Annotated in this window: 20 protein-coding genes and 1 tRNA gene; 10 read left to right on the top strand and 11 right to left on the bottom strand. The window is 62.0% G+C overall.

Annotation, left to right across the window (positions count from 1 at the left end):
* Positions 1-7: 7 nt before the first annotated feature.
* The gene (locus tag AC1Q67_RS01715) at positions 8-664 is read right to left on the bottom strand and encodes a glutathione S-transferase family protein (protein ID WP_492235421.1); all 657 of its coding nucleotides are present in this window, start codon (positions 662-664) and stop codon (positions 8-10) included.
* A 139-nt stretch (positions 665-803) separates the two neighbouring features.
* Between AC1Q67_RS01715 and AC1Q67_RS01720 the strand changes: the two genes are divergently transcribed.
* Both AC1Q67_RS01720 and AC1Q67_RS01725 read left to right on the top strand, forming a co-directional pair.
* Positions 804-1,484 (top strand): DUF599 domain-containing protein, encoded by a 681-nt coding sequence (locus tag AC1Q67_RS01720; RefSeq protein ID WP_492235420.1) that lies wholly within the window; start codon positions 804-806, stop codon positions 1,482-1,484.
* Between the two features lie 46 nt (positions 1,485-1,530).
* Positions 1,531-1,812, top strand: a complete 282-nt coding sequence (locus AC1Q67_RS01725) for a DUF3253 domain-containing protein (protein WP_024575087.1) — start codon at positions 1,531-1,533, stop codon at positions 1,810-1,812.
* A 32-nt stretch (positions 1,813-1,844) separates the two neighbouring features.
* Here AC1Q67_RS01725 and AC1Q67_RS01730 read toward each other — a convergent pair whose 3' ends face one another.
* The 4 genes from AC1Q67_RS01730 to AC1Q67_RS01745 form a co-directional block, all read right to left on the bottom strand.
* Positions 1,845-2,651 (bottom strand): YdcF family protein, encoded by an 807-nt coding sequence (locus AC1Q67_RS01730; protein WP_492235419.1) that lies wholly within the window; start codon positions 2,649-2,651, stop codon positions 1,845-1,847.
* Positions 2,652-2,695: 44 nt separating this feature from the next.
* The gene (locus tag AC1Q67_RS01735; protein WP_492235418.1) at positions 2,696-3,514 is read right to left on the bottom strand and encodes an aldo/keto reductase; all 819 of its coding nucleotides are present in this window, start codon (positions 3,512-3,514) and stop codon (positions 2,696-2,698) included.
* A gap of 101 nt (positions 3,515-3,615) precedes the next feature.
* On the bottom strand, positions 3,616-3,927 hold the full coding sequence (locus AC1Q67_RS01740; RefSeq protein ID WP_024575084.1) for a helix-turn-helix domain-containing protein: 312 nt from the start codon (positions 3,925-3,927) through the stop codon (positions 3,616-3,618).
* Between the two features lie 102 nt (positions 3,928-4,029).
* On the bottom strand, positions 4,030-4,494 hold the full coding sequence (locus tag AC1Q67_RS01745) for a hypothetical protein (RefSeq protein ID WP_492235417.1): 465 nt from the start codon (positions 4,492-4,494) through the stop codon (positions 4,030-4,032).
* Positions 4,495-4,567: 73 nt separating this feature from the next.
* On the opposite strand from AC1Q67_RS01745, the gene AC1Q67_RS01750 reads away from it, so the two are divergent.
* A complete protein-coding gene (locus AC1Q67_RS01750; protein WP_492238138.1) occupies positions 4,568-4,783 on the top strand; it encodes a hypothetical protein in 216 nt (71 codons plus the stop codon).
* 92 nt (positions 4,784-4,875) lie between these two features.
* Here the strand turns inward: AC1Q67_RS01750 and mgtE are convergent, their stop codons facing one another.
* Positions 4,876-6,306: a magnesium transporter gene (gene mgtE / locus AC1Q67_RS01755; protein ID WP_492235416.1), complete on the bottom strand. Its 1,431-nt coding sequence runs from the start codon at positions 6,304-6,306 to the stop codon at positions 4,876-4,878.
* A gap of 157 nt (positions 6,307-6,463) precedes the next feature.
* Between mgtE and AC1Q67_RS01760 the strand changes: the two genes are divergently transcribed.
* The 4 genes from AC1Q67_RS01760 to AC1Q67_RS01775 all read left to right on the top strand — a co-directional run bounded on the left by AC1Q67_RS01760 (position 6,464) and on the right by AC1Q67_RS01775 (position 9,700).
* Positions 6,464-7,243, top strand: a complete 780-nt coding sequence (locus tag AC1Q67_RS01760; protein ID WP_492235415.1) for a polysaccharide deacetylase family protein — start codon at positions 6,464-6,466, stop codon at positions 7,241-7,243.
* Positions 7,244-7,319: 76 nt separating this feature from the next.
* Complete coding sequence (locus AC1Q67_RS01765) at positions 7,320-8,492, top strand: polysaccharide deacetylase family protein (protein ID WP_492235414.1); 1,173 nt, start codon at positions 7,320-7,322, stop codon at positions 8,490-8,492.
* A gap of 102 nt (positions 8,493-8,594) precedes the next feature.
* Positions 8,595-9,365 carry an exodeoxyribonuclease III gene (locus AC1Q67_RS01770; RefSeq protein WP_492235413.1) on the top strand — a complete coding sequence of 257 codons (771 nt, stop codon included), beginning with the start codon at positions 8,595-8,597 and terminating at the stop codon, positions 9,363-9,365.
* A gap of 131 nt (positions 9,366-9,496) precedes the next feature.
* Positions 9,497-9,700 carry a hypothetical protein gene (locus AC1Q67_RS01775; protein WP_492235412.1) on the top strand — a complete coding sequence of 68 codons (204 nt, stop codon included), beginning with the start codon at positions 9,497-9,499 and terminating at the stop codon, positions 9,698-9,700.
* Positions 9,701-10,019: 319 nt separating this feature from the next.
* Here AC1Q67_RS01775 and AC1Q67_RS01780 read toward each other — a convergent pair.
* Positions 10,020-10,104, bottom strand: a tRNA-Leu gene (locus AC1Q67_RS01780).
* Positions 10,105-10,214: 110 nt separating this feature from the next.
* Entirely contained in the window at positions 10,215-10,478 is a 264-nt protein-coding gene (locus AC1Q67_RS01785) for a FliM/FliN family flagellar motor switch protein (RefSeq protein ID WP_192817766.1), read from the bottom strand.
* Positions 10,479-10,516: 38 nt separating this feature from the next.
* Between AC1Q67_RS01785 and lipB the strand changes: the two genes are divergently transcribed.
* Both lipB and AC1Q67_RS01795 read left to right on the top strand, forming a co-directional pair.
* Positions 10,517-11,224: a lipoyl(octanoyl) transferase LipB gene (gene lipB / locus AC1Q67_RS01790; protein ID WP_492235719.1), complete on the top strand. Its 708-nt coding sequence runs from the start codon at positions 10,517-10,519 to the stop codon at positions 11,222-11,224.
* Between the two features lie 248 nt (positions 11,225-11,472).
* Entirely contained in the window at positions 11,473-13,002 is a 1,530-nt protein-coding gene (locus AC1Q67_RS01795; RefSeq protein ID WP_492235411.1) for a GNAT family N-acetyltransferase, read from the top strand.
* Positions 13,003-13,059: 57 nt separating this feature from the next.
* Here the strand turns inward: AC1Q67_RS01795 and AC1Q67_RS01800 are convergent, their stop codons facing one another.
* Complete coding sequence (locus AC1Q67_RS01800; protein WP_024575076.1) at positions 13,060-13,488, bottom strand: tautomerase family protein; 429 nt, start codon at positions 13,486-13,488, stop codon at positions 13,060-13,062.
* 114 nt (positions 13,489-13,602) lie between these two features.
* On the opposite strand from AC1Q67_RS01800, the gene AC1Q67_RS01805 reads away from it, so the two are divergent.
* Entirely contained in the window at positions 13,603-14,457 is an 855-nt protein-coding gene (locus AC1Q67_RS01805) for a LysR family transcriptional regulator (protein WP_492235410.1), read from the top strand.
* Positions 14,458-14,470: 13 nt separating this feature from the next.
* On the opposite strand, the gene AC1Q67_RS01810 is transcribed toward AC1Q67_RS01805, so the two are convergent.
* Positions 14,471-14,770 carry an acylphosphatase gene (locus AC1Q67_RS01810; protein WP_024575074.1) on the bottom strand — a complete coding sequence of 100 codons (300 nt, stop codon included), beginning with the start codon at positions 14,768-14,770 and terminating at the stop codon, positions 14,471-14,473.
* An 18-nt stretch (positions 14,771-14,788) separates the two neighbouring features.
* Positions 14,789-15,655, bottom strand: a complete 867-nt coding sequence (locus AC1Q67_RS01815; RefSeq protein WP_492235409.1) for an isocitrate lyase/PEP mutase family protein — start codon at positions 15,653-15,655, stop codon at positions 14,789-14,791.
* Positions 15,656-15,662: the final 7 nt, after the last annotated feature.

A 15,662-nucleotide genomic window follows, 5' to 3' on the forward strand; every position in this document is an offset into this window, starting at 1 on the left:
CCCCGGCTCAATCGGTCTCAAATCTTTCGATCATCAGCGTTTCGGCCAGCGCCGCATCGGTCCATTCCCGGAAAGCCGCATCCGCCAACATTGCGTCCATATAGTCGCGGACCGGCGGCGTCACATCGATGGCGTAGGTTCGAAAGCGATGGACCACCGGCGCAAACATTGCGTCCGCGCCAGTGAAAGCGCCGAACAGGTAGGGTCCCTGCCCGCCATACCGGGCCCGGCATTCGGTCCAGATCTGCTGGATGCGCGCAATGTTGGCCTTGGCGTCGTCGGAGAGCGATTTTGAGCGGATCGGGCGATGAATGTTCATGCCGCATTCGTTGCGAAGCGGCATGAAGCCCGAATGCATCTCCGCCGAGATCGAGCGTGCGTGAGCGCGAGCAGCGACGTCCTGCGGCCACAGACGCGCATCGGGGTAGCGCTCCGCGGCGTACTCGATGATCGCAAGCGAATCCCAGACCGTGATCTCGCCATCGACCAGCGCCGGCACCTTGCCCGACCGCGTGACATTCAGAATGCGCTGCTTGTCCGCATCGCCGGTGTAGAGCGGAATGACGATCTCGTCGAAAGGGATTCCGGCACCTTTCAGCGCCATCCACGGCCGCATCGACCACGAGGAATAGTTCTTGTTTCCAATAACGAGCGTCAAGGCCATCGATTGAGTTCTCCTGCGAGGCGACCTTGCCATGCCCGGCGCGCGACAGGCAACTGGCCCATCAAAGCAGCCGAAACCGCTTCGCACTTGTCCGGTTCATGCTCTATCGTGGCAACGGTTCCTCGGAAGGCATCGAATCGTGAACCTGTTTGCAACTGCCGACCTCGTGGCGATCGCGTTCTTCATTCTAGCGTGGATGGTCTATGCGATCACGCTCGAGCGTACCGCGCATGGACGCAACAGCCTGAACGCCCGCATGAGCATCTATCGCGAGGTGTGGGTGCGGCGCATCCTCGACCGTGAGGCACGGATGGTCGACATGCAGATCATGGCCTCGTTGCAAAACGGCACGGCCTTCTTCGCATCCACCACGTTGCTGGCTATCGGCGGCGGACTGACGCTGCTGCGATCGACCGAAGAGGCCATGTCGGTGCTCTCTACGCTGCCGCTCGGCATCCGAAGCTCTCCTGCGCTCTGGGAGATCAAATGCGTCGGGCTGATCGTGATCTTCGTCTATGCGTTCTTCAAATTCTCCTGGGCCTATCGCCTGTTCAATTACGTCGCCATCCTGCTCGGCGCTATGCCGTTTGCCGAGAAGCGAGATACGCCCGAAGCGCAATCGCATGTGATGCGGACCACAAAACTGTTCCAGTCAGCGGGCCGGCACTTCAATCGCGGCCAGCGCGCCTTTCTGTTTGCGCTGGGCTATCTCGGATGGTTCATCAGCCCATGGGTCCTGATCGCAACCACGTTGGCCATTGTGGTCGTGATATGGCGCCGCCAGTTCGATTCCGACGCCTATCGCGCAATGTCGAAATAGTTCCTGCACCTGTGTGCTTGCCGCACGGGTTCAGATGCGTCATGGCATGGTCATGACCAATTCCGATTCGAAAGTTCTCGATAACGTATCGCTCGACGACGCCATTCTCGGCGTGCTGGCGCGTGCCGATGCCAAGACCCTCAGTGCGCCGGAGATTGCACACGCCATCGCGGCCGGAGACGATTGGCATGACTTGCTGGTCCCGATCAGGAGGTCCGCCGTGGCGCTCGCGCAGGCCGGCCGCCTTGTGATTTATCGCAAGGGCAAGCCGGCGGACCCGAACGATTTTCGCGGCGTCTATCGTCTCGGCCTGCCACGGCACGACTGAAGTTCTTTGGCCCTTCGGGCCGGGATCATGCCCTAGTTGACCCTGCGCGGTCCCGGAAACAGTTCGCTGCTGCGCCCCGTCACCCAATAGGCAATCAGTCCGATCCACTCGTGGACGGCGACATCGGTGCGGGCAAGACCAGCGCTCAGGTTCATGGAAAACTCCGTCGCATCGCGCCAACCGCGCGTGCGCCAGTCCACCGGATAGGCTTCGACGTCGAAGCCGGCCTTCCGGAACGCACCGATGGAGCGCGGCATATGGAAGGCCGATGTCACCAGCAGCCACCGCTCGCCGGGCTTCGGCGAAACCAGATCGCGTGTAAAGGTTGCGTTCTCGTCCGTTGTCCGTGACTGGCTCTCGAGCACGATGCGCTGGCGCGCCGTTCCGAAATCTTCCAGCAGGTCTCCCGCAATCGGCGCCTCCGGAACCGGCGTCTCGATCAGGTTGGCGCTGCCTCCGCTGAACACGATGCGCGCTGACGGATAGCGGCGGGCCAGTTGCAGCATGGCCACGATCCGCTCGCTGGCGGCGTCCATTTCGAGCGAGCCCCGCGCCTGGCTGCGCTCAGGGTCGATCGCCCCGCCGAGGACAATGATCCCGTCAGGCGCGCGCCCGGCGGCGCTCCAGGCCGGGAAGCGCTCGCTGAGCGGAAGCATCAACACATTGCAGAGCGGCGAATATCCCAGCACCAGCAACGATACGACGCCGACTGCAAGAATGCGCGATCCGGCCTTGCGAAATCGCGTCGTCAGCAGTAGCGCACCGAGCGCGCAAAGTATCGCGACCGTGTTGGACGGTACGACAAAGAAGCCGAGTATCTTGGAGATCGAAAAAAACATGATCGCCCTGAATGGGCGATCCCCGCGGCAAGATCAAGCCACACTCAATCCCATCTAGGTGCGAAACCGAAATCGGTGATGCGGCCGCCGCGCGTCCCCATCGCGAAGATCTCGCCCATTTCCTCGTCGGTGAGATTGAAATCGAAGACGTCGAGATTTTCCGACAGCCGCTCAACCTTGGACGTGCGCGGGATGGCGACCACGTCCTGCTGGACCAGCCAGCGCAAGCAGACCTGCGCCGCGCTCTTGCCGTAACGCGCGCCGATGCGATTCAGCGCCTCCGCGTTCTTGACGCGCCCCTTCGCCACAGGGCTGTACGCGACCAGCGCGAGCCCGTTGTCACGGCAAGCCGTCAGCACCTTGTTCTGTTCGAGATACGGATGATACTCGACCTGATTGCAAACCAGCGGCGCCGCGGACTTCGCCACCGCCTCCTCGATCAGCGCCACCGTGAAATTCGACACACCGATGTGACGTGTGAGGCCCAGCTTTTGCGCCTCCACAAGTCCGCCGAGTGTTTCTTCCAGCGGCACCTGGGGATTGGGCCAATGCAGCAAAAGCAGATCGACTTCGGTCATGCGCAAACGCGCAAGGCTTTCCTTGGTCGAGCGCAGCAGGTCGTTCGGCGCGAAATGCGTGGTCCAAACCTTGGTGGTCACGAACACGTCGGCGCGTTTGACGCCGGAGGCACGCACGCCCTCGCCGACCTCGCGTTCGTTCTCGTAGATCTGTGCCGTATCGATATGGCGATAGCCGAGCCGAAGCGCCTGCTCGACAACACGCGCGCAGAGACGGTCGCGCAGTTCCCAGGTCCCGAGGCCCATTACCGGAATGTTGGCGCCGTTCGCTTCAACGGTGTGCATCTCGTGCCTCAGCGTCGTTCCTGAATGCCGGAAAGCGCACCATCCTGAACCGCGCAGGCCACATTGCCAAGAATAGGCGGGCGGAAATGAATCATCCCCGGTCAGGATCGCCGCGCGAGTGCAGCAAAAACCATATCAGGCTCATGCGCGATCACGGTCAGCAGCGCGCGCGCAGGACCACGCGGCGAGCGCTTGCCCTGCTCCCAGTTGCGGATGGTTTCGAGTGGTACGCCGAGGCGCGAGGCAAACTCGGCTTGCGTCAGTTTCGCGCGAAGGCGCAGATCGCGCACGACCGGCGCTGCGGCGGCCCTGGGCGTTGGCTCGTTGCCCCGCATGTCAGGCACCAGCGGGGCTTCCCGCCCATCCAGCACCTCGACAATCCGTCCGTCTGCCTTCAGCCGTAGCCGTTGCATGTGACACCTCCGCAGCCGGAGGGTCGGCCCAACATGGTTAATCGCAGGTTAACGAAAAACCGTCCGGAAAGCCGATATTTCCGGACGGTTTCTTGCTTCAGGTCAGCGCATCCGGGCGTTGGCTTCGCGCCACGACCGGCGGCCGCCACCGTGAGCAAAGCGCAGGCCCATCTCACGGCCACCCGCCTCGTCATAGGAAATGTGGATGTGCTGCACGCGTCCGGAGTCGGTCGAGTAACCGCCGCTCCAGCCCTTGAGCTGTGCGTAGATGCAGCCGTAAGGACCGCGCACGTCCACCGCCTTGCCCTGCGCGTGAAGCGACATCCGCCGCGTGCCCGCGATGCGCGTGTGACGAATGCCCGAGATCGCATGCGTTCCGGGGCAAGCCGCCTGGATCGATGCCAGCTTGGCTGCGAGCGGACCGACGAGACCGGTGGAGTATCCTTCCGATGCGTGGGATGCGCGTTCGGCAACCGCACGCGGCGCCGGCTCGGAGTTACGCTGCGCACGCTCTAGCGCCCGCTGTTGTCGCCTGCTCAGGCGAGGCGATGCAGCCGGCTGTATCATGGAAAATGCCGGCTCGGCTCTGCGCTGATGACGCTGACGCGCGTGAACGTGATTGTCGATACCGATGCAAGGCATGGTGATATTGCATTCGGGCGACACGGCCGGTGTGCGAACACGCGCTTCGGCCACAGACGACAACGCGCAAAGCGCCGCCACGGCGGAGATCGTTCGTATCAAAATTTTAGCTCCGGATGATTTTGGCGTGATGGACGGTCGCGTGCGACAACGTCACGTTCGCCTAAGATTCAAAGAGGCCGCCAAAATATCGATGTTTTGCGGCATGCGATGACTTGGTTTTATTGCGGCAGGTGGCGAGAATGAGGCGCTGGTGTGCGCATGGACCCATGCAAACGCAAGGAACCTATGCCGAAACAGGCAGCGTTAACTTTTGAGGCCGAACCACACCGTGGCGATACCAAGAAACGCGAAGAAACCGACGATGTCGGTGACGGTCGTCACGAAGGTGCCCGACGCCACCGCCGGATCTGCACGCAAGCGCTGAAGCGCCATCGGAATCAGAATGCCGCCCAGTGCGCCGGCCACTAGATTGCAGATCATCGCGAGGCCGATGACGATGCCGAGCCCCGGCGTCTTGAACCACACCGCCGCCGCAACGCCGGTGATGGCCGCAAATGCCAGTCCATTCACCAGACCGACGAGACCTTCACGCATCACCACGCGCCAGGCATTGCTTGAACCCAGTTCGCGGGTGGCGAGCGCGCGCACCGCGACGGTCATCGTCTGGGTCGCGGCGTTGCCGCCCTGACTGGCCACGATCGGCGCAAGCACCGCAAGCGCAACCATCTTCTGCAATTCGCCCTCGAACAGGCCGAGCACCGCCGACGCAAGAAACGCGGTGGCTAGGTTGACCAGCAGCCAGTTGAACCGGCTCTTGGCGATGGTCCACACCGAGTCCGACAGTTCTTCGTCAGGAGCAACGCCGCCGAGCGCCTTGATGTTTTCGTCGGCCTCCTCCTCGATCACGTCGACAACGTCGTCGATGGTGATGACGCCGACGAGACGGTCGTCGACATCGGTCACCGGAGCCGCGACAAGATTGTACTTGCCGAACATGCGCGCCACTTCAGCGATATCTTCGTGATCCGGCACCCGGCGGCGGTCCTCGTCGGCCAGATCCATGATCGGCCCCGGACGACGCGCCCGCAAAAGCGCGTCGAGAGGCACCGCGCCCTTCAGGCGCTTGTCCTTGTCCACGACATAGATTTCGTAGAAGCGGTCCGGCAGCCCCGGTGTATCGCGCATGTATTCGATGGCCTGCAGCGCGGTCCAGCTGTCCGGCACGGCAATGCATTCCGTCTGCATGCGGCGACCGGCGGAATTTTCGGGATAATGGAAGCTGCGCTCCAGCGCGACGCGCTCGGACTGCGGCAGCTTTTCGAGAATCTCCTCCTTGTCTTCCTCGTCCAGGTCCTGGAGCAGTTCGACGGCGTCGTCGGAGTCCAGTTCTCGGACGCCTTCGGCGACCGTTTCCGGCTCCAGTTCCTCGAGGATTTCCTCTCGAACCGTGTCATCGACCTCGTTGAGGGCCGAGAAGTCGAAGGCCGCGCCGGTCAGTTCCACCAGCCGAGGCCTCAGATCGGGCTCCAGCGCCTCGACCAGATCACCGAGATCAGCCTCGTGGAGTTCAGCGACGACCTTCCGCAGGAACGCGGAATCGCCCTGTTCAACCGCATCCGCGATCATCCCGACGAACCGGGGACGAATTTCGCCGTCTTCGGCCCTCATGGGATAGTGGTCCAGCACGGAATCGTGAGCGGCGTCCGCCTCGGCAAGGTCTTGTTGAGCGGCCATGCCGTGCCTCACTGTTTCAATGGAGGTCTGCTGATTTGCGTATGCGTTTCAGGCAATACCCAATCGACACCGCCGCGCGCAATGATAAATGTGCGGCGCGCGAAATCCGTATCTTGCAGAACGATGCGGACGCGAACCATCACACTCCGGATTTGTCATGACTGTGTTAAGGGCCGCACTGCTCTCCTTTGTCGCGTCGGTTTCGATCGCCAGCGCCGCGGAGTGCCCGCGCAAGGACGCGCTCGGCACCTCTCGTGTCATGACGGTCGACCCGCAGGCATTTCCCCGCGTCGGCCTCAAGAGCTTCCCGCACACCCTGCCGCTGGCTGACAAGGAAGTCGTCCTGACATTCGATGACGGCCCGTTCCCCGCGACCACAACGAAAGTCCTGGCCGCACTGGCCGACGAATGCGTGCTGGCCACGTTTTTCCTGATTGGCAGAAACGCGGAGGCCAACCCGGCCATTGTCAAAAGGATTGCGGCCGCCGGCCACAGCATCGGCCATCACACCTGGTCACATCAGCCGCTCGACAAGATCGGCCAGCAACGTGCGCTGGAGGAAATCGATCGCGGGATCGCCGCCGACGAGAAAGCCCTGCATGGCGTGGCAACATCCGTACCCTCGACACCCTTCTTCCGCTTTCCCGGCTTCGCTTCGACCCCCGCCCTGCTGAGCAGCCTTCAATCACGCGGGATCGCGGTTTTCGGTGCCGACCTTTGGGCCAGCGACTGGAATCCGATGACTCCGGAGCAGCAGTTGAACCTCATCATCGAACGGCTCGACTACGAGGGAAATGGAATCATCCTTTTCCATGACACCAAGGCCCAGACCGCCAAAATGTTGCCCGCGTTTCTGCAGTACCTCCGGCGCAAGGGCTACAAGGTCGTTCATCTGGTCGGCCCCCGACCGATCAAGAGTTCGTCGAATGACCGATAGGAATACCCGCCGGATTAAGCATGCGTTCACGGCCCCGGCGTTAAGCACGACGATCTCGCGTCACAACGGATTGTCTATGCGCCGAACCGCCAGCGGAACCTGCACTGCGCTCCTCGCAGCGCTCGGCCTGTCCTTGGCTGCCGCTTCGTTTGGAGCCACCGTTGCCCATGCAGCCGAGTGCAACGGCAGGCACGATGCGCTCGGCACCTCGCGCACCATCGTGGTGGATCCGAAGGAGCATCCGCGGATCGGCACCATGCAATACGGCGAGACGCTTCCCCTCGAAGATCATGAGGTGGTTCTGACCTTCGACGACGGCCCGCTGCCGGCTCATACCAATGCCATCCTCGACATCCTTGCGTCTGAGTGCGTCAAGGCGACGTTCTTCATGGTCGGCCGCATGGCCAAGGAATTCCCGCAGGATGTGCGCCGCGTGCACGATGCCGGGCACACCGTCGGCACCCACAGCGAGAACCATCCGACGTTCTTCGGCAAATTACCGCCCGAGCGCATGAGCGCCGAAATCGACGACGGCATCGCCCACGTCTCGGCCGCCCTCGCCGATCCTTCGCAACTCGCGCCGTTCTTCCGGATTCCAGGTCTGCGCCGTGGCGATCTGCTCGAAGCCGAACTCAGCAAGCGGGGCCTCATGACATGGAGCGCCGATTTCCCCGCCGACGATTGGCGGCACATTTCCTCAACGCAGGTCGTCAACTACGCGCTGTCGCGGCTCGAAGCCAAAGGCAAAGGCGTCCTGCTGTTGCACGACATTCAAGCGCGGACGCAGGCGGCCCTGCCTGTGATCCTTCGCGAGTTGAAGACGCGCGGCTATCGCATCGTCCACGTTGTTCCGGCAACGCCGGAACGGCCCAAGACCGTCACCGACCCCGCGCAATGGGTTCCGTCCTGGATTCATGGCCCCAATATCGCGGCGAAGACTCCGAGCGGCTTTGTGTTTGGAGCGGCCGAAACGCCGCTCCATGATGCTCCGCGGTCGGTGCGTTCGGTCTGGCTGGCGCGGCAGACGATGGCCGCGCGGGCGTCCGTCCAAGTGTTGCAGCCACCCAACGCACCGCTTTTGGGCAAGCCCGCACGCACGGACGTTTCCGCCGCGGCTAGGCCGCGAAGCCTCGCACGGCTTCCGGGCAGTCATCCGGTCCGGGCAAGCGACGGAACATTCAAGCCCCTCACCGCGCCGATCAAAACCGGCAGCCGCACGGATGTGCCGGCCGGTCCGAATATCCGGTGAACAAAAAGTACCGGACGATCTGAGGCAGTATAGAGTTGTGCTTGGCAGCGATGGCCGAGGCTCCGAGGTGATGCCTCACGCGTCTCACGGGGACACTCGCCTTTGAAAATCGCGACCTTCAACATCAACAACGTCAACAAGCGGCTGCCGAACCTTCTCAGATGGCTGAAGCGGAGCAAGCCGGATGTGGTGTGTCTTCAGGAATTGAAATGTGCGCCCGCATCCTTTCCCGAAAAGGAGCTTCTGAAAGCTGGCTATTCAGCGATCTGGGAAAGCGAGACATCCTGGAACGGCGTTGCGATCCTTGCCAAGGGCGTCATGCCTGTTGCGACAGCCCGGCGGCTTCCCGGCGATCCGTCGGATCATCAGGCCCGCTACATCGAAGCGGCAATCAACGGCGTCCTCGTCGCCTGCATCTATCTGCCGAACGGCAATCCTCAACCCGGTCCAAAGTTCGCCTACAAAATGGAATGGTTTTCGCGCCTCGCGAAACATGCAGCAAAGCTTCAGAAGCAAGGTCACCCGGTCATCCTGGCCGGTGACTACAATGTTGCTCCGACAGATCTGGACATCTACCCGACCAAGTCGTGGGCGAAGGATGCTCTCGTGCAGCCGGCGCCGAGAAAAGCGTTTGCCGCGCTGGTGGCAAAAGGCTGGACTGACTCCCTTCGTGAACTCTACGGCGACGAACGGGTCTATACGTTTTGGACCTATTGGCGAAACCGCTTCGAGCGAGACGACGGGCTTCGGCTGGATCACCTTTTGCTGAGCAAGAATCTGGCACCCAAGCTGATCGAGGGCGGCGTCGATGCCGACGTTCGCGCAGAAGATGGCGCGAGCGATCACGCGCCTGCATGGATCAGACTTCGTTGACCTCCTGCGGCTCACCCGCCGCGTAAGGGGTATGCCCCCGGTTGAATCCAGGGGGCCTTCCTATTGCCCCAGATGGAACACCGCGGTCTCAACGCCGTTGTCCCTGCATGTCAGACGCAACCGACTATCTCATGGCTCATGCCAGAAAGACGATCCTGGAGGCCAGGCGCTTGCCGCCCGGTCCGCCAAAGTTCTGGCTGCGCCACATCGGCAGCGTCTATCACCTGCTCGCCAAGCAAGGCGCGTACACGAACATCGAATTTCTGGAAGATTACCGGGCTGCGCGGAAGGCAGAGGACGATCTGCGAAAAGTTACAGGGCTCGTACTGGTCTAACCGCAGCTAACCACAGGGGCGTCAGATGAATGATGAGCCAAAGAAGCCGGCAAAAGGCGAAGCAGGACGAGCCTGAAGAGATTTTGGATGAGCCTTGGGACCATCCTGACCAGGACCCTGACAGAGATCCCGATCTTGAAGACCTGAAGAAATCAGCCGAATAGGTCCGCGGGTTTAGGACGTGGTCGCATAGGGTGCGAATGCGAGCGCCCGCCACGGGGGAACTCACAGGGCCGTCGACCGCATGCAAACCCGAACCGCGCGCTCGCGAGGCCGCTGGGCCAGCAAGATCAGCTATTTCAACGGCTTGGCTATGAGGTGGTGCGCTCGGAGGGACTCGAACCCCCACCCTGTTACGGACTGCCACCTCAAGGCAGCGCGTCTACCAATTCCGCCACGAGCGCTAAAAGATCGGCCCCGGATTCGCACCCGGCGCGGATCAACGGCGCCCGTGTAACAAATCAGGATTGGGGGGACAAGGCCTAGGCCGATGGTTCGGCAAGGCTTTTCCCGACTATCTGTGATCCGGCGTCCGGGGCAACATTTGCTTGACTTCGACCGCGATGCGGTTGCGGTTGACGACCACGACACCGCTGGCAATGGGCAGGTTGTTGGCGAGCACCTTGACCTCGTCCTGCTCGGTCGCATCGAGCTCGATGATCGCGCCGCGGCTGAGCCGCATCACCTGATGGACAGGCATCGAGGTGGTCCCCAGAACCACCATCAGATCGACCGAGACGTTATCGAGAGTTGCCACTTTGATTTGACACCCACACATGAATGATGGACGCAGATCAGCACGATTATGGTTACTCAATGGTTAATATGCTCCAGGAGCGCCGCGAAGACCTTGCTTTGACGTCGTTTTTCCCCCGCTCCGGCCCGCCCGCCGAGTGGCGGGTGGCGGATTCGCCAGTGGCCTACCAGGACGCTGTCGAGACCATGGAAAAGCGCGCTGCGGACATCGCCGCCGGGAATGCGCCCGAGCTGGTCTGGCTGCTGGAACACCCCCCGCTTTACACCTCGGGCACCAGCGCAAAGGCCGTCGATCTGCTCGATGCGCGCTTCCCCGTGTTTGCGACCGGGCGCGGCGGACAGTTCACCTACCACGGCCCCGGCCAGCGGGTGGTCTATCTGATGCTCGACCTGAAACGCCGCCGGCCCGACGTTCGCGCCTATGTCGCCAGTCTCGAGCAATTCACGATTCGCACCCTCGCCGCCTTCAATGTGCGCGGCGAACGGCGCGAGGACCGGGTCGGCGTCTGGGTGGCGCGGCCCGAGAAAGGCCCCTCGCATGAGGACAAGATCGCCGCGATCGGCGTGCGCCTGAAGCGCTGGGTTTCCCTGCATGGCATCTCGATCAACGTCGAGCCGGACCTCACGCACTTCTCGGGCATCGTCCCCTGCGGGGTCGAAGACCCGCGCTACGGCGTCACCAGCCTTGTCGACCTGGGCCTGCCGGTGGCGATGACAGACGTGGACGTGGCCCTGAGGCAGGCCTTCAAGGACGTCTTTGGCGCCTGAGGCCACCGGAAACAGCCTTGCCAATAGCCGCCCTTCCATGGCGTAATCGGGCCAATCTCAGTTTTTGAGCAAGGACATACAGCCAGAACAGCCTTCGCCTGCAGACACTTCTCATTCGTGCGCCAGCGCTCTCAGGAGCAAAGGTCAAAGCCATGCATGTGGATGTGATCAGAACCAGGGACACGTTGCTCCGCGTTCGGAGCAATTGGGAGGCTGTGTATCAAGCGGACCCCGAAGCGCAGTTCTACATGTCCTGGACATGGATTGCGGGGTGGTTTGAAAAGCTCGGCTGTCAGTGGATCGTTCTGGCTGCAAAAGAGAACGCCAATTCCTCGGACTATGCCGGCTTCTTCCCGCTGCAATTGCGGACCGAACAGGGCCGGGACGGTAAATTCCACAACGAACTGCGCACCGGCGGCGGATACTTCGCCGGCTATACCGGCTTCATTTGCGATCCCAAATTCGCGCAACAGACAATTCTCGCCTTCGCCAGCCACGCCAAGCGGCTGAACTGGGCGCGACTTCACCTTGAAAACATCTTCGCCTCGCCGGAGCGCCTCAAGCTCTTCCTGGACGAGTTTCCATCATCCGATTTCATCACCGACAAGATCCAGCGCCCCGACGACGGCGACGGCATCGATCACGACATCTATGTCTATGTGAATTTGCCCGGTACCTGGGATGCCTTCCTCTACGAGAGGCTCGATGCGAAGGCGCGGCGGAATGCGCGCGCCGCCTTGCGGCAGGCTGAAGACAGCGAATACAGGATCACCACCCCCACGCCGGAAACGATTGAAGACGATATCGAGGCGCTTCTGAAATTCTGGGAACTGCAATGGGCTGCCAAGCTCGCCGCGCGGTACCATCCGCGGCTGCCCTACGGCATGATGAATAATTTCCGCAACATGCTGCGGTCCTGCTTCGCGGACAATGCGCTGTACCTGCCGATTCTCTGGCAGGGAGAAAACCGGATCGGCATTCAGGCCAGCCTCATCGACTGGAAAAACCGCTCGCTGATCAGCCTGCTGAATGGACGCGACCTTAACGTCAAACGCCCTCCTCCCGGCTTCGTGCTTCACCTGCAATGCGTCCGCTGGGGCATCGAGAACGGTTTCGCCGTCTACGACCTTCAGACCGGTGACTTTCCCTACAAGTATGATTTCGGCGGCATCGATCGGCGGGTCGAATGTCTGCGCGTGAGCACGCGTGACCAGCGCAACCCTCGCGGAGCGCTTGAGCCCCTGACCTTACCGGTGGTGTTCGATCGCGCATTACGCATGAAAAAGGAAGGCAGCCTTGAGGAAGCCGCCCAAGCCTGCCGCCAGATTCTGGATGCCGATCCCAATCATTCCGACGCGGCTCAATTGCTGAAAAATCTCGACGCCGAGCGGCGGCGCGCGGTGCCGGCAAATCTCAACGCGGCCAAAGGCTTTCATCAACGCGGGCAGATCGCGGAAGCGGAGAAAATGTACCGGGCCATCCTGCAAGCTGAACCGAAGCACGTCGACGCGACATATCTCCTCGGCGTCGCGCTACTCCAGCAACACAGGTTTGAAGCTGCGGAGCAACAGCTCAGGCTCGCGATCGGCCTTCAGCCGCACATCGCAATGCTCCATTACAATCGCGGCCTCGCCCTCCAGCAACTCGGGCGGCATCAGGAAGCCCTCACAAGCTTCAACTCCGCCATTGCTCTGAAGCCGGACTACGATCTGGCCCTTGCGCAACGGAACAGCATTCTAAAGACGACCCCGCACATCAGCCTCGATCAAAGCCTCTGAGGCGGATACAGGCCTTCGAGGATAATCCTGCAATCCTCGAAGGCGCCTGATCTGATCTCAAGCCGCGGCGCTGCGTGGCGCGGCCGCCAGCTTGCCGGCGATATAGCGGCGCTCCTGCGTCAGGCCGCCAAACCCGTAAGCATCCGCGCGCGCATCATGGACGTAAATGTAGCTCTCATTGTGCAGCGGTCCCAGCAGGTCATCCATCCGCTTGAACGTCTCGGCGATAAAATCAGCCTTTTCGTCCTTGCTGTTAGTCCCGTCCGAGATGTGAATATCGACCCAGACGCTGGCCAGCTTCTGCTCCGCCAGCGATCGTCCGCCTGCGAACCAGTCGGCGGGATCGACGGACTGCACGATTACGGCGGTGACCTTGGGATCCTTGTGCAGAATGTCAGCCGACAGCTTGGTGACAGCGGCCGCGATATCGGCCTTCAGCGAGGGAGCATTCCGTTGTGAGGTGTACTGGACTGTGATGAGGGGCATGGACTTTCTCCTGAATTGACTGCGCCGCAGCGCATGAAGAGAAGGTAGACCAGGCCTCATCATATTGGTATCTTATGATTTGATATATCAATCATAACGATATGTGATAATGAAATGAATACCCTCGATATTCCCACCGTTCAGGCCTTTCTGCTGGTAGCGGAACTTCAAAGCTTCACCCGCGCCGCCGAGGCCCTCGGCACGACGCAGGCGGCCGTCAGCATGAAACTCCAGCGCCTTGAAGCCACGCTCGGAAAGCGGCTGGTCGAGCGCTCTCCCCGCGCTGTCAGGTTGACCGCCGACGGCGCGGCCTTTCAGGACAACGCGCGCGTGCTGATGGCTGCCCATGATCGCGCGGTCTCGGGATCTGTTCCGGTGAGCCAGCAATTGACTCTCGGCATCAGCGATCATGCCGCCGGTCCCGAACTCGTGCCCATTCTTGAAAAACTGCACGCCGCATCGTCGTCGCTAACGCTGGCGGTCACCATCGATTTCTCACGGACGTTGCTGGATGCGTTCGACGGCGGCGATCTCGATGCGGTCGTCGTGCGTCAGGAAGGCAGCCGGCGCGGCGGGGAAACACTTTGCATCGATGACTTTGGCTGGTTCGCCTCGCCCGGATTTCACTGGGCCAGGGGCGAAACGCTGCGCGTCGCGGCATTGGCAGCGCCGTGCGGCGTTCGCGCCAGCGCAACGCGGGCGCTCGACAAGGCAAAGGTGAAATGGACCGAGGCCTTCATCGGCGGCGGTGTGAGCGCCGTCGTTGCCGCAGCGGCGGCGGGCCTTGCTGTCGCGCCGCTGGCGAAACGGATCGCACCAGCGGGAATGATCGATGTCGGACCGGCACTCGGATTACCTCGGCTGAGCGCATCGAAGGTGATGCTCTATTCCCGAGTCAGCGACGCATCGAAACGGGCCGCGCTGCGTATTCTGGCCGCGACCTTCCGCAAGGAAGCTGCGGCAAGGTAACTCTCGCTGCGGCCTAGATCGTCGGCAGCACGGAGAAGCGTTCGCCGGACGTGCGCAGTTTCAACATGTCGTCGCCGGCCGGTTCATTGTCGATGGCCGTCACGCGCGCCATGCCGGGACCGTGCCGGCATTTTTCGATCAATGCTGCCACACCGGATTCGGAACCGGACAGCACCGCTTCCACCGTGCCGTCCTTGCGGTTGCGCGCCCATCCGGCGAGTCCCCGAGCCACTGCCTCGCCCTCGATCCAGGCGCGGTATCCGACGCCCTGCACCTTCCCTCGCACGATGATGTGGCGAATGACGTCGCTCATCGAACCGGCCTCGCGGATTTATTTCTTAAGTCCGAGGAATTCGTCGTTGCGTATCTTCACGTCCGCACCGCGCATCACGCGGTTGGTCAGCTCCGCCGACGGCAATCCCTTCAAGTCCTTCGGTGCAACGCCATCACGCAACGCCTTTTGCGTTTCGTAAACAGCCTGCGTTGCGGCAGCAATCGGCTGATGTCCCTGATTGGCGACTTTTACGCGCTGACTGGCAAGAAACGCCATGTCGGCAAGCTCGCCATCGGCGCTGCCCATGATGATCGGCAGTTTCGTCGCAGCGGCGATGGCCTGCAATTCGGCGCGGGTTTTGAGGCCGGTGAAGAACAGCGCATCGACACCGGTCGCTTCATAGGCCCTCGCGCGCGCGACCGTATCGTCGATATTGGTGATCGACGCTGCGCCGGTGCGGCCGACGATGACGAGCGACAGATCGGAGCGCCCGTCGAGCGCAGCCTTCATCTTGCCGACACCTTCCTCGATCGAGATCACCTGCGGCTTGGCCTGCCCATAAGCCTGCGGCAGCAGCGTGTCCTCGATGGTGAGACCCGCAGCGCCGGCAGCTTCAAGCTCCTGAACGGTGCGACGGACATTGAGCGCGTTGCCGTAGCCATGATCGGCGTCGACTAGCACGGGGATTTTTCCGGCGCGGCAAATGCGGCGCACCTGCTCGGCAAGCTCGGACAACGTGATCAGCAGCAGGTCCGGATCGCCCAGAATGGTCAGCGACGCGGCGGATCCGCCGAGCAGCCCAAGCTCGAACCCGACATCCTCGGCGATGCGCGCCGAGATCGGATCGTAGACCGAACCGGGGCGAACCACGTCACGGCCCGACAGGATGGCACGGAATGCTTCGCGCTTCTCCTGTGGGACCATTTCACCC

This window comes from Afipia sp. GW823-FHT06G09 (genome assembly GCF_058794875.1).